The sequence below is a fragment of the Enterocloster sp. HCN-30185 genome (assembly GCF_037890305.1).
Classification (GTDB): Bacteria; Bacillota; Clostridia; order Lachnospirales; family Lachnospiraceae; genus Enterocloster.
Map to the genome: position 1 here is coordinate 1 of NZ_JBBKBT010000001.1, position 13,981 is coordinate 13,981.

The 13,981-nt window shown below is 48.5% G+C and carries 14 protein-coding genes; 1 reads left to right on the top strand and 13 read right to left on the bottom strand.

Going from position 1 to position 13,981, the window contains the following annotated elements; genetic code table 11:
• Positions 1-241 precede the first annotated feature (241 nt).
• The 13 genes from uvrA to WKT10_RS00065 form a co-directional block, all read right to left on the bottom strand.
• Positions 242-3,067: an excinuclease ABC subunit UvrA gene (uvrA, locus tag WKT10_RS00005; protein WP_066544053.1), complete on the bottom strand. Its 2,826-nt coding sequence runs from the start codon at positions 3,065-3,067 to the stop codon at positions 242-244.
• Positions 3,068-3,160: 93 nt separating this feature from the next.
• Positions 3,161-3,445: a DUF6809 family protein gene (locus tag WKT10_RS00010; protein ID WP_066544066.1), complete on the bottom strand. Its 285-nt coding sequence runs from the start codon at positions 3,443-3,445 to the stop codon at positions 3,161-3,163.
• A gap of 124 nt (positions 3,446-3,569) precedes the next feature.
• Positions 3,570-5,459, bottom strand: a complete 1,890-nt coding sequence (gene ftsH / locus WKT10_RS00015) for an ATP-dependent zinc metalloprotease FtsH (RefSeq protein ID WP_081422828.1) — start codon at positions 5,457-5,459, stop codon at positions 3,570-3,572.
• 183 nt (positions 5,460-5,642) lie between these two features.
• Positions 5,643-6,392 (bottom strand): amino acid ABC transporter ATP-binding protein, encoded by a 750-nt coding sequence (locus tag WKT10_RS00020; protein WP_066544067.1) that lies wholly within the window; start codon positions 6,390-6,392, stop codon positions 5,643-5,645.
• On the bottom strand, positions 6,382-7,074 hold the full coding sequence (locus tag WKT10_RS00025) for an amino acid ABC transporter permease (RefSeq protein WP_066544068.1): 693 nt from the start codon (positions 7,072-7,074) through the stop codon (positions 6,382-6,384). Before WKT10_RS00025 ends, WKT10_RS00020 begins: the two co-directional genes overlap by 11 nt.
• A 181-nt stretch (positions 7,075-7,255) precedes the next feature.
• On the bottom strand, positions 7,256-8,098 hold the full coding sequence (locus WKT10_RS00030; RefSeq protein WP_066544077.1) for a basic amino acid ABC transporter substrate-binding protein: 843 nt from the start codon (positions 8,096-8,098) through the stop codon (positions 7,256-7,258).
• 137 nt (positions 8,099-8,235) lie between these two features.
• On the bottom strand, positions 8,236-9,081 hold the full coding sequence (locus WKT10_RS00035; RefSeq protein ID WP_179297072.1) for a bifunctional 5,10-methylenetetrahydrofolate dehydrogenase/5,10-methenyltetrahydrofolate cyclohydrolase: 846 nt from the start codon (positions 9,079-9,081) through the stop codon (positions 8,236-8,238).
• Positions 9,082-9,117: 36 nt separating this feature from the next.
• Entirely contained in the window at positions 9,118-9,747 is a 630-nt protein-coding gene (locus WKT10_RS00040; RefSeq protein WP_066544082.1) for a cyclodeaminase/cyclohydrolase family protein, read from the bottom strand.
• A 236-nt stretch (positions 9,748-9,983) separates the two neighbouring features.
• Positions 9,984-10,706 (bottom strand): PHP domain-containing protein, encoded by a 723-nt coding sequence (locus WKT10_RS00045; RefSeq protein WP_066544085.1) that lies wholly within the window; start codon positions 10,704-10,706, stop codon positions 9,984-9,986.
• On the bottom strand, positions 10,703-11,035 hold the full coding sequence (locus WKT10_RS00050) for a hypothetical protein (RefSeq protein WP_066544087.1): 333 nt from the start codon (positions 11,033-11,035) through the stop codon (positions 10,703-10,705). Before WKT10_RS00050 ends, WKT10_RS00045 begins: the two co-directional genes overlap by 4 nt.
• Positions 11,032-12,429: a [Fe-Fe] hydrogenase large subunit C-terminal domain-containing protein gene (locus WKT10_RS00055; protein ID WP_066544089.1), complete on the bottom strand. Its 1,398-nt coding sequence runs from the start codon at positions 12,427-12,429 to the stop codon at positions 11,032-11,034. The genes WKT10_RS00050 and WKT10_RS00055 overlap by 4 nt, the downstream gene beginning before the upstream one ends.
• Before the next feature lie 12 nt (positions 12,430-12,441).
• Complete coding sequence (locus WKT10_RS00060; RefSeq protein ID WP_066544092.1) at positions 12,442-12,864, bottom strand: ATP-binding protein; 423 nt, start codon at positions 12,862-12,864, stop codon at positions 12,442-12,444.
• A gap of 54 nt (positions 12,865-12,918) precedes the next feature.
• Entirely contained in the window at positions 12,919-13,266 is a 348-nt protein-coding gene (locus WKT10_RS00065) for a DRTGG domain-containing protein (RefSeq protein WP_066544094.1), read from the bottom strand.
• Positions 13,267-13,486: 220 nt separating this feature from the next.
• Here WKT10_RS00065 and WKT10_RS00070 point away from each other — a divergent pair, with 220 nt between their 5' ends.
• Positions 13,487-13,981 (top strand): NADH-quinone oxidoreductase subunit NuoE family protein, encoded by a 495-nt coding sequence (locus WKT10_RS00070; RefSeq protein WP_066544096.1) that lies wholly within the window; start codon positions 13,487-13,489, stop codon positions 13,979-13,981.

Genomic DNA, 13,981 nt, shown 5'->3' on the forward strand with positions numbered 1-13,981 from the left:
CGTTTTTCATTTGTCAACAACTTTTTTAAATTTATTTTTTCTTTTTTTCAAACGCCCCTGCGCTCTCTCAGGCGCGAGATATATAATATCAAACATATCTTCATATGTCAACAACTTTTTTAAGATTTTTTATTTTATTTTTTCTCAACCAGGCGTTTCCCTGATTTGTGTGATCAAAAGCGAATATTTAGACAATTTCAGGCTTCCGAAGAAGCCTGAAACCCATCTGCGCCAAAGGCGTTTACAGAAGATATTTCTTTATATATCTCCCTGTATAGGATACCGGGCTTTCCGATACTTCTTCCGGCGTTCCCTTTGCGATCACCGTACCGCCCTTGTCTCCGCCCTCAGGGCCGATATCAATAATATAATCTGCCGTCTTGATCACATCCAGATTGTGTTCGATTACAACTACCGTATTCCCTCCGTCAGAAAGGCGGCGCAGAATCTCGATCAGTTTATGAACGTCAGCAAAATGAAGTCCTGTGGTAGGCTCGTCCAAAATATAGATGGTCTTTCCGGTTCCTCGCTTGGAAAGCTCTGTCGCCAGCTTGATCCTCTGCGCCTCACCGCCGGAAAGTTCTGTGGAGGGCTGTCCCAGACGGATATATCCAAGCCCTACATCATAAAGGGTCTGGATCTTTCTGGTAATGGAAGGTACATTTTCAAAAAACGTCAGGGCATCCTCCACTGTCATATTTAATACATCATAGATCGTCTTTCCCTTATACTTTACCTCCAGCGTTTCTCTGTTATACCGCTTTCCTCCGCAAACCTCACATGGCACATATACATCCGGAAGAAAATGCATCTCAATCTTGATGATCCCATCGCCGGAGCAGGCCTCGCAGCGTCCGCCCTTCACATTAAAGCTGAAACGCCCTTTGCTGTATCCCCTGGCTTTTGCATCACTGGTGGATGCAAACAGATCGCGGATCAGGTCAAATACTCCCGTGTAGGTGGCAGGATTCGATCTTGGAGTACGGCCAATGGGAGACTGGTCAATGGCAATAATCTTATCCAGCTGCTCTGCCCCCTCAATACACTTATGCTTTCCCGGTATGGTTCTGGCGCGGTTCAGCTTCTTCGCCAGAGCTTTATACAGAATCTCATTCACAAGGGAGCTCTTTCCGGAGCCGGATACACCAGTAACGCAGGTCATCACTCCCAAAGGGAAGGATACATCAATATTTTTCAGATTATTTTCCGCCGCCTTTCGCACTGTGATCCAGCCTGCTGGCGTCCGGCGCTTGTCCGGTATGGGAATACGGATGCGGCCGCTTAAGTAAGCCCCGGTAATCGAATCCGGATTTGCCATGATCTCCTCTGCCGTACCTACCGCTACGATCTTCCCACCATGTTCACCGGCCCTGGGACCGATATCCACAATACAGTCCGCTGCCCGCATGGTATCCTCATCATGCTCCACCACCAGAACACTGTTGCCCAGATCCCTCAAATGCAGCAGCGTCTTTAAAAGCTTGTCATTGTCCCTCTGGTGAAGGCCGATACTTGGCTCATCCAGAATATAGGCCACGCCTACCAGTCCGGAACCAATCTGCGTTGCCAGACGGATGCGCTGGGCCTCTCCGCCCGATAAAGTGCCTGTAGCCCGCGAAAGAGACAGATAATCCAGTCCCACATCAATAAGAAAGCTGATCCTGGCCCGGATCTCCTTTAAAATAGATTCTCCAATGGTCTGCTGCATAGGAGTCAGCTTCAGCTCATCCATAAACTCCTTAAACTTCACAATGGACATATTGGTGGCTTCATAGATATTCCTGCCTCCTACCGTTACTGCCAGAGATTCCTTTTTCAGTCTCTGTCCGCGGCACACCGGACAGGGCGTAATACGCATATATGTCTCATATTCCGCCTTGGACGCCTCAGAAAAGGTTTCCTTGTAACGGCGGCTGACATTTTCAATCAGCCCCTCAAAGGCCACATCATAGACGCCTTCGCCTCTCTGGCTCTTATAGCGTACCTTTACCTCATGTCCTCCGGTACCGTACAGCAGGATATCATGGATTTCCTTCGGATATGCCTCAAAGGGCGTATCCAGATCAAAGTGGTACTCTTTCGCCAGAGCATCAAGGATCGCCCTGGTAAAGCTTCCCTTATCCGTGCAGGACTGCCAGCCTAAAACCACGATGGCCCCCTGGTTAATGGACAGGGACGGATCCGGAATCATCAGGCTTTCATCAAATTCCATCTTATACCCCAAGCCAAAGCACTCCGGACAGGCGCCAAAGGGATTGTTAAAGGAAAAGCTTCTCGGTTCTACCTCATCGATACTGATATTGCAGTCCGGACAGGAAAAGCTCTGGCTGAAATTAACTGGCTCCCCTCCGATCACATCTACCGTCATCAGGCCGCCGCTTAAGGCCATAACCGTCTCAATGGAGTCTGTCAGACGATTTTCAATCCCTTCTTTCACTACCAGACGGTCTACCACGATCTCTATATTGTGTTTGATATTCTTTTCAAGATGAATCTCCTCAGAAAGCTCATAGAGATTTCCATCAATCCGTACACGCATATAACCGCTTTTTCTGGCCTGCTCCAGAACCTTTACATGCTCTCCCTTCCGTCCCCGGACCACAGGCGCTAACAGCTGCAGCCTTGTACGCTCCGGCATAGCCATAATCTGGTCTACCATCTGATCAATGGTCTGCTTGTGAATCTCCCTTCCGCACTTCGGACAATGGGGGATTCCCACTCTGGCATAAAGAAGCCTCATATAATCATAAATCTCTGTCACCGTACCCACCGTGGAGCGCGGATTACGGTTCGTGGATTTCTGATCAATGGAAATGGCCGGAGACAGGCCTTCAATGCTTTCTACATCCGGCTTTTCCATCTGTCCTAAAAACTGACGGGCATAGGAGGACAGGGATTCCATATAGCGTCTCTGTCCCTCTGCATAAATCGTGTCAAACGCCAGTGAAGATTTTCCAGAGCCCGAAAGGCCCGTCAAAACCACCAGCTCATCTCTGGGAATATCCACGGAAACATGCTTCAGATTATGTTCGCTGGCTCCCCGGATCTTAATGTATTGCTTTGCCATGGCGTAAACTCCTAAAATCATTTGATGCAATCAGTATATCACATCAAAGCCTGTTTTTCAAACATTTGTTCGATATTACAAAAAAGGAAATTCCTATCTGCACAGACATTCCCTTCCTTTAAAAACCTCGCACATAATTCCGGCTCCCAGACGAAATCCGTCACAGAAGGTCTGGCTTTTTTCTATATAAGTCAGCTCCAGATAATGCTCTAACAGCGCATCAAAACTCTTTCGGCTTTCATCGTCCAGCTTTTTTGAAAATTCCTCGATTTCCTGAACTGACTGTCTGCACAGCCGGTCATACTCCTCATTTCCCTGAATCACGTTTTCTGCCGGAGTTAAATCTCCCGCATACAGCTGCTCCAAAATACTGCTCATCTGTCTTACCTGCCTTTCTTAATTTAGTACATATGTTCGGGTATTTCATCATAACACAGCCCCGGAGCAAATGCAATCGAACAAAACCTTACGATTGCACCCGTCCGGGGCTGTAATCTTTCTTTTATTCTTCCTCTTTCAAGGTATTTTCCCCATCTGCGCTCTGTTTTTCAAAAATCTCCATAAACTCTTCCCCGGTGATCGTCTCCTTATCCAGAAGATAAGCCGCAATCTCATGGAGCTTTGTCTCGTTTTCCTTTAAAATGTGAATTGCCTTTTCATGCTGCTCCCGGACGATCTGAACTACCTTTTCATCAATCCGTTTGGCTGTTTCCGGAGAGCACATCAGAGAGGTATCTCCTCCCAGATACTGATTATTCACCGTTTCCATGGCAACCATGTCAAATTCATCCGTCATGCCATATCGCGTTACCATGGCTCTTGCGATCTTGGTTGCCTGCTCGATATCATTGGAGGCTCCTGTGGTAATAGAATGGAAAATAACTTCCTCTGCCGCCCGTCCGCCTGTAAAGGTGGCAATCTTATTTAACGCCTCATCCCGGCTCATCAGATACCGTTCGCCCTGATCAACCTGCATGGTATATCCAAGGGCTCCTGAAGTTCTTGGAATTATGGTAATCTTCTGAACGGGAGCGCTGTGGGTCTGACAGGCCGCTACCAGAGCGTGTCCCACCTCATGGTACGCCACGATCCGGCGCTCATCCGGCGGAATCACCGCGTTTTTCTTCTGGTAGCCTGCAATGACGGTTTCCACACTTTCCTGAAGATCCTCCTGGCACACCGCCTTTCTTCCAAAGCGCACCGCCCGCAGCGCAGCCTCATTGACAATATTTGCAAGTTCTGCGCCGCTGGCTCCTGCCGTAGCCCTGGCAATGGCATTATAATCTACATCATCGGACATCTTAACCTTCTGTCCGTGTACCTTTAAAATTGCCTCTCTTCCCTTTAAATCAGGCAGCTCTACCGGTACCCGGCGGTCAAACCGTCCCGGACGCAGCAGGGCCGGATCCAGGGATTCCGGACGGTTGGTTGCCGCGAGGATTACCACGCCCTTCTTTCCGTCAAAGCCGTCCATCTCTGTCAGAAGCTGATTTAAGGTCTGCTCTCTCTCATCATTTCCGCTCATACCGCCGCCGTCGCGCTTCTTTCCGATGGTATCGATCTCATCAATAAACACAATACAGGGAGCCTTTTCATTGGCCTGCTTAAAGAGATCTCTCACCTTGGCAGCGCCCATACCCACAAACATCTCTACAAATTCTGAACCGGAAATGGAAAAAAACGGAACATGGGCTTCGCCTGCCACAGCCTTTGCAAGAAGGGTTTTTCCCGTTCCGGGAGGGCCTACCAAAAGAGCGCCCTTTGGCAGATTGGCTCCGATATCCGCATATTTTTCCGGATTGTGAAGGAAATCTACAATCTCCTTTAAAGCGTCCTTGGCCTCTTCCTCTCCAGCCACGTCACGAAACGTAACGCCGGTTTCATTTTCCCCGTAAATCTTTGCATTGGACTTGCCAAAGGTCATGGCGTTTCCGCCGCCCATGCGCTTTGCCATCATCCGCGCCATAATCTGTCCGATGACTACAAACATCAGGATTGGGAAAATCCATGTCATCAGAAAATTAACCAGGGGGGATTCCTTGTGCGGGATCTGTTTGGTATAAACCTCCACCCCTGCCGCTGAAAGCTTGGCCTCCAGTTCATCTTCCGTAACCATATTTCCTGTCTTGTAGGTTATGGCAGACCACTGGGGTCTGGCTCCCTCCTCCGGCTTTAACGAATAAACAATCTCTGTATTGTCACTGCTTACATATGCCTCTTTGATATTTCCCGCATCCAGCTGAGCCGTAAACTCACTGAACGGCACCTCCATGGAGCGTTCCATCATAGACGGGAATACAAGTGCATTTAAAACCATCACGACCAGAAGGACGATGATGTAATAATAGAGAAACGGCTTTTTATTTCCGTCATCGCTGTTTTTTATACCCATACAGTTTCTTCCTTTCCCAGACCGGCTGCGCATATTTTACCACCGCCGCTGTATATAGCTAAGATAATACCAATTTTACCTTTTATCAATAGACTTTATCAAATATTCTCATAATTTATTGGAATTTAATCAAAAAATCCCGCAGCTGGCACATACAGCGCCGAAGCCGCAGGATTCCCTGTTTTATAATACCTTGCTTAAAAAACTCTTTAAACGCTCATTTTTAGGATTTGTGAAAAATTCCTCAGGAGCTGCCTCCTCCATAATATAACCGCCGTCCATAAACAGAACGCGGGTAGCTACCTCTCTGGCAAAGCCCATCTCATGGGTAACGACCACCATCGTCATCTTCTCTTCTGCCAGATCGCGCATAACGTTTAATACTTCTCCTACCATCTCCGGATCAAGGGCTGAGGTAGGCTCATCAAAGAGCATCACATCCGGCTTCATGCAGAGAGCTCTCACAATAGCGATTCGCTGCTTCTGTCCTCCGGAAAGCTGGCTGGGATAAGCATGGGCACGGTCTGCCAGCCCCACGCGCTCTAACAGCCGCATGGCCTCTTTTTCTGCCTCCTCCTGGCTGATTCCCTGAAGCTTTACAGGGCCGATGGTAAGATTTTTCATAATGTCCATATGAGGGAACAGATTAAACTGCTGGAATACCATTCCCATCTTCTGGCGATGCTTATCAATGTTTGTCTTTGGATCTGTGATATCGGTTCCCTCAAAGAAAATATGGCCTCTGGTGGGCTCCTCCAGACGGTTTAAGCACCGAAGGAAAGTACTCTTTCCGGAGCCGGAAGGTCCGATCACGAAAACCACATCGCCTTTATTGATATCTACACTGATATCCTTTAATACATCTACGGCTCCAAAGCTTTTCCCAAGACCCTGAACATGGATCAGCGCTTCTTCTTTCTTATTACCGCTCATTCTGACGCAGCCTCCTTTCCAGAATCTGGATCAGTTTTGTAAAGATCAATACAATCGTAAGATATACCAGCGCCACTGCGATCAAGGGCATAAATGCGCTGTAGGTCCTGCTTCGTATAATATCGCCGCCCTTGGTAAGATCCTGAATGGCAATATAACCCGAAACAGAGGTTTCCTTTAAAAGAGAAATAAACTCATTACACAGGGTAGGAAGCACAACCTTAAATGCCTGAGGCATAATGATGTAGCGCATGGTCTGAAAATAGTTAAAGCCAAGGCTTCGTCCTGCTTCCATCTGTCCCGGATCGATCGACATGATACCGCTTCGGAAGATTTCAGCTACATAAGCGCCGGAATTGATTCCAAAAGCCATAATCGCCACGATCACCTTGTCGATGCGTGCGCTGCCGAATACAACAAAATAGATGATCAGCAGCTGTACTACAACCGGCGTTCCGCGGATTACGGTCAGATAAATCTGACAGATCACATTGAGGAATTTAAGTTTTCCCGTTTTATCATGGGTGGAGCGGATCATTCCCACAATAAAGCCCAGCACAATACCCATAAGGCAGGCAAAGCAGGTGATGATCAGAGTTGTCTGCAGACCATCTGTAATATAACGCCACCGATCCTCAGATATAAAATTTAAATAAAATGCATTTGTAAAATTTTCCCACATTCCACTTTTCCCTTTCTTTTATGAATGTGTAAGCCAGAACAGTTCCTTCGTTCCGGAATCTGTCTCACCTCTGCTTGCTGCTCTGTGACGGGACGCAGACAGACAGCCGCCCGCAGCAGATTTCAGACAGGCTCCGGAAAAGACCCGGCCCGCACCTGGCGGACCGGATATTGGCTGATTCTTATTCTGCTGTGATGTATTTTGCTACGATCTCATCCAGAGTCCCCTCGGACTCTAACTCAGAAAGTGCGCCGTTGATCTTGTCAAGGAGTTCTGTATTTCCCTTCTTAACAGCAATCGCATATTCCTCCTCTGTAAAGGCCTCATCTAACATTTTGATGCCCTCAGTCTCAGCTACGAACGTCTTTGCCGGCTCGCCATCGATCACAACTGCATCGATCTTGCCCTGGCTTAATGCCTGAACAGCCTCAAAACCCTTGTTGTAACGCTCTACGGTCGTTCCCTCTGCCTCCAAATCGGAAACATAGATATCGCCGGTGGTTCCCAGCTGAACGCCTACTACAACACCCTTTAAGTCATCCGGGCCTGCAATCGCGCTGTCTTCTTTTACGATGATCATCTGGGATGCCTTTGCGTAAGTATCAGAAAAATCTACAGACACTTTTCTGTCCTCAGTTACGGTCATGCCAGCCAGACCCATATCGGCCTTTCCGGAAGTAATTTCAGGAATAACGGAATCAAATGCTACATCCTCGATCTCTAATTCCATGCCCATCTTATCTGCAATGGCTTTTGCGATCTCTACGTCAATGCCAACGATCTCGCCGCCGTCATGGTACTCATAAGGCGGGAACTCTGCGTTGGTTGCCATTACCAGAACACCGCCTGCTGCTTCGGTCTCTTCCTTAGCCGCTGTGGTCTCTTCTGCCTTTGGGTCCTCTGCCTTGGTATCCTCTGCTTTTGCCTCTGTCTTAGCTGCTGTGGTCTCTGCAGCAGAACCGCCGCAGGCAGTTAACGATGCTGCCATTAAAGCTGCTGTAAATGCAAGTACATATTTTTTCATAATGCTCTCTCCTCTTTCCGTTTTGCTTAATCATGCATATGTATGCATAAATATAAATTCAGTAACGTTTTATATTATAGACACTTTTTTCATTTTCGCAAGAGGTAATTTTTGATTCACCTCATTTTGTCCGGTTTTTACTGTAAAACATTGCTTCGGGCTGCCTGAATCAGATGCTTTGCCAGTACTGCAGTGGTTACGGCTCCTACGCCTCCCGGCACTGGTGTAAGGAGAAGGTTCCGGCTCTCCATGGATGCCTGATCCACATCACCGCAGAGTTTTCCGTTTTCGTCCACATTAATGCCCACATCGATCACCACCGCGCCATCTGATACCCAGCTTTCTTCCACCATTCCCGCCTTTCCTGCCGCAGCTACTAAGATCTCAGCCTGCCGGCAGATTTCAGGAAGCTCTTTGGTGCGCGTATGGCAGATCGTCACGGTAGCGTTTTCCTTAAGGAGCAGCATGGACAGCGGTTTTCCTATTACCATGCTCCGTCCGATCACTGCCGCACGCTTTCCTTCTATAGAAATGTTATTTGCTTTCAGTATCTCGATCACCGCCTCTGCAGTACAGGGTGCAAAGCCGGAAGGATCTCCTGAAAACACCTTTGCAATGTTTACCGGTGAAATACCATCCAGATCCTTTCCAGGATCGATCATGGCTTCAATCTCCTTCTCCTTTATCTGCCCCGGAAGCGGGCGCAGAAGCAAAATGCCCGTAACATCCGGATCCTTATTGATCTTCTGAAAGGCTTCTTTAAACTCTTCGTCTGAAATATCCTTCGGAAATACAAAGGTCTGCACCCTCAGCCCAAAGGCTTCCATCTTTTTTACAGCACTTCTTTCATAGGACATATCGTCCGGTTTTTCTCCTACCCGGATAATGGCAAGCTTGGGAACCGATCCCTGAAGCTGTTTTATTTCCTCCGCAGCCCACTCTCTGATGGCAGCAGAAACAGGAGCGCCCTTTAAAAATTCCATTTTCATTTCCTCCTCATGTTTAATGGTTCTGTGTCATCAGCCCTGAAGCTGCTTTACTATTTTTTCATAGATCCGATCCGCAGCGTCTGTCCCTTCTTTTGTAAGACGCTTCGCTTCACGGTTCAGTTCTTCTGCCCTTTTGCGATCCTTCATGGATCGGGTATTGATATACACGTTCATCACAGCCCCCAAAATGGCAGTACGGACAAACTGAACGCCTACTCCCACATCACTGACCGCCATAACGCTTCCCTTCTCTGCCAGCTCCTTTAAAATCCCCAGCATTTCTGCTGCCTTTTCCATGATTTCCAGAGGAACATAGCTGGCCTGTACAAGCCGTTCCTCCATTACCTTTTCCTTATATGCCTTTTCTTCCTCCGTTGATGAGGGGAGGCGGTAACATTCTGCCAGAGGGGCAAACACCTCTGCATCCTTATCTGCCAGCATCAGAAATTCCTGCTGAAGACGTTTCAGCTCTCTTTCATAGTTCAGCATATCCTGCTCTGCCTGCGCATACCTCTTCTTTCCCAGGGTCAGGTGTACCACCATCTGTCCCAGGCTGTCTCCCAGTGCGCCTGCAAGAGCAGAGGCTCCTCCGCCGCCCGGTACGGGGGCTTTAGATGATAATAATTCCAGATAATCTTTAATCTGTGCTTCTGCTGTCATGATCATATGCATCCTTTCTACTGTACTTTAATGCCTTAATCCTGTCCCCCATCATACCACGACCTGCCTCTGTGCCACAAGGACTTTTATACTTGAGTTTCCGCATTTTGCAGTGCGCTCTGGCATCTGGTGTTCAGGACGACTTTGAAGGCCATAAGAAAACCGGAGCCCTGAACACCAGACGCCGGAGTGCGGTGTAAAGTGTGGAAACTCAAGCTTTTATAAAAGAGATTTCCTTAAAAAAGCCCTCTGCGCAGTGTATCCACAACAGCCTTGGCAGACCGCTCTGCAGCCGGCAGCGTGAATCCCCGTTCGTTGATATGCTCCAGATAATGTGCGTCTGAATTACTGATGATGCGGCAGTGCTCCAGATAAGGGTGTTCCCGTTTCAGAGAATGAAGCTTCTTCATATCCTTCAGTTCCACAGTCTGAAAGGAGCTGTCCGGAGGAATAAAGCCCAGATTGGCAATGAGGCTGTTGGAATTTTTATCAATATGGGCCGGAAACATGACACCCCCGTAGGAAGCCGCCTTTTCCCACACCCCCTCAAAAGACAAATTAACGGCATTGATAAGCAGACAGGATTCTTCCCTGTAGACAGAATCATTTTCATCATAAATCTGCTGTTTTCCAAAAATTTCCGGGCGATTTTTTACCTTAATGAGACGGCTGTACACAAAGCGGTCAAATTCCATCGCCTGATAAAGCTCCGGAAACAGACAGACTGCGTGGACTTCCTCTGAAGTTGTCAGTTCCATCCCCGGAATCCCGATGATCCCGTATTCCTTCGCCGCAGCCAGGAACGCAGGGCAGTTTTTACAGCTGTTGTGGTCTGTGAGAGCCACTGCATCCAGCCCTTTTAACGCTGCCATTCCCGCAATATTGGCCGGCGTCATATCATCATCCCCACAGGGCGATAAGCAGGAATGGATATGAAGATCATATGCCAGCTCTGTCATTTTAACAGCTCCTTTACAGCCAGGGCCGTCTCAAATACCGGTTCCTCTGTCCGCAGCACCGTGATCCCCTGAAGAGCAGCCTTCTTCACAGCAGCCTCATCCAGCATGGCGCCCTCTGCCAGAATCACACAGGCCGCATCCGCAAGAGCTGCCACTGCCAGCGTATTTAAGTTTCCCATTACCGTAACCCAGGCACAGCCTGCCGGAGCCCGTCCCATGGCAATGCTTAAAAGATCGCAGCAAAAGGGCTTTGTGATGCTCCGGTCTGTATCGTCCCCTATATTAATCTCCTGAAAAACATTTTTATCAATCAGTTCCTGTACGGTCATTCTTCCTCCCCCTCTTCCCGGCTGTCCAGAGAAGACATCTCATCCGAAATCCGCCGTATGCACTCTTTTAATGTATTTAAGGTATCCTGGCTGCTTTTATCCTTGCTGTGAAGATCGTCTGCCAGTATGGCTACCTCCTCAGAAAGCCTGTGGAGATTTTCTCTCAGATAATACACGCAGTCGGTCTCACTGGCCTCTCCCCGGACAATGTCCTCCGCCAGGGCTTTACAGGTAGGAGCTCCGCAGGAACCGCAGTCCAGTCCCGGAAATTTCTTCACAAGCCGCTCCGCCTGATTTAAACGCAGAAAGCTTTCCATCATATTATTTCCCAGATTAAATACGGGTTCAAACTGGATCTGCGTTGTCCATTTTACCGCATCCAGCTCACCATCCTCCATATGGTTTCTGGCAACAGGCATATATTTGCGCAGGCGCTTTAGCTTCACCTCTGCCACATAGGGATTTTCCACCGTAAGCACACCGCCCACACAGCCTCCGTTGCAGGCGTTCAGCTCCACAAATTTCAGATTGGTAAACTTCTGATCTTCCATATCCTCTAACACACGGATCACATTTTCAATACCGTCCGCTGCCAGATAATTTTCCGTAAACAGCCCGCTGGCTTCCCCGCCGCTGTGCCCCCAGCTGATGCCGATTTTTCCGGAAGTTCCAATAGCTGGATAATCCTCTCCCGCTACCGACTTCATGGCTGCTAACAGTCTGGGATACACATCCTTGATAGCAAGCACCTTGTCCACCTGGCTCTTTTCCGTACCAAGAGGCGCTCTCACATAGGTTACCTTGGAGGGGCAGGGAGAAATAAACATAATTCCTATCTTCTCTCTGGGAAGCCCCGTTTTCTCCATGGCCCTTCTGGCCGCCAGAATAGCCGCTACCTCTACCGGGGGATTTAAAGGAAGCAGGTGAGGAATCAGGGATGGAAAACGCACCCGGATCAGCCGCACCACAGAAGGACAGGCGGTACTGATCAAAGGAAGCTGTTCCTCATGATCGGATATGTACTGTCTGGTGGCTTCACTGACCAGCTCTGCCGCCGCGCTGACCTCGAATACATCATCAAAGCCCATACGAAGAAGGGCCTTTAACACAATATTAGAGTCATCCAGATTGTTGAACTGGCTGTACAGAGACGGCGCCGGAAGCGCCACCGTATATTCGTACTGATTCATCGTATCCAGCTTATCGTAGGTTGCGTGTTTTGCATGATGAGGGCAGACGCGGATGCACTCTCCGCAGTCTATGCAGAACTTTTTATTGATGCTTGCCTTTCCCCCTCGGACGCGGATGGCCTCTGTAGGACAGCGCTTAATGCAGTTAATGCAGCCTTTGCACAGAGAAGGGTCAAGCCGCACGGAATGATAGAATTTATCCATTCCTCCACCCCCTCAGATATATACTGTCATGGTGATCTTTGTTCCCTCTCCGATCCGGGTATCGATCTCCATCTGGTCTGAATATTTTTTCATATTGGGAAGCCCCATCCCCGCTCCAAAGCCCAGAGAACGGATCTCATCCGGAGCCGTGGAATATCCGGCCTGCATCGCCAGCTCCACATCCTTAATCCCCGGCCCTTTGTCATCCAGGATCATATCGATCTTTTCCGGAGTAATCTCTACTGTAATCTCCCCTCCGTCTGCATGGATTACCATATTGATCTCCCCCTCATACATGGCGATGGCCACCTTCCGGATGGCCTCCGGATTCACCCCCATCTGCTTGAGCTTGCGCTTTACATCGCTGCTGGCTTCCCCTGCCCGTGTAAAATCCTCTCCGGATATGGGATATTTTAAAATAATTGCTTCTTCCATAGAAAATCTTTCCTTCCTGAATTTCCATATATCGTCGTATCAGCGCAGCACTCTCTAGATTGCCCCGCTGTTAAGCCCTGCCTGATAAAGCATTCCGCAGGAAGAAAACATCCTGTGTCCGGTGGCAAGAACCACAAGATCCCTCTCCCTTGCCATCTCAAGCATACTTTCATCCGGCTTTTTTCCTCTCACAAATATAATGCACACAATATCAAGCATCTCTGCTGTACGGATCACCTGGGGATTGCACAATCCTGTCAGCAGTACGGAATGATCCTTTGAAAATGCCAGCACATCGCTCATCATATCAGAGCCGCAGGCAGACCTTACCTCCCTGTCCAGATGCTCCTCTCCGGCCAGCACCCTGGCGCCTAATACCTCTCTTACATCTCTCACTGTCATACGCGTTCTCTCCTACCTGTTTGGTTCTGTGTTTCCGGCTACTGTCAGCATATCATTTATCCCCAATTCTTTCAATAAATATGTCTCTGTTTTTGCACATTTTATCCGCAATTCCACACAAAGTTTTTGACACATTTTCCCAGAAATGTAGATTTTTTTGACTATATGTGTTAGAATATTAACACATTGCATAATGTACAACGACGAGGAGGTAAAAACGATGGCGTGCAAAAAACAGACGGTTCCCTTTCGGGGAACACCTGAGCAGGAGGCCGCGCTGAAAGCGGTAATTGCTGATCTTAAAAGCCAGCCGGGCGCTCTGATGCCGGTGATGCAGAAGGCTCAGGAAATTTATGGATATCTTCCCATTGAAGTGCAGACCATCATCTCAGACGAGATGGAGGTTCCGTTAGAAAAGGTTTACGGCGTAGCGACCTTTTATGCACAGTTTGCCTTACAGCCCAAGGGACAGTATAAAATTTCTGTCTGTCTGGGAACAGCCTGCTATGTGAAGGGTTCCGGGGAAATCTTTCACAAGCTGGAGGAAATTTTAGGGATTACCAACGGTGAGTGTACACCGGACGGCAAATTCTCACTGGATTCCTGCCGCTGTGTAGGCGCCTGCGGACTGGCTCCTGTTATGATGATCAACGGAGAAGTTTACGGCCGTCTTACCCCCGACGACATTCCGGGCATTTTAGCCAAGTATAACTAG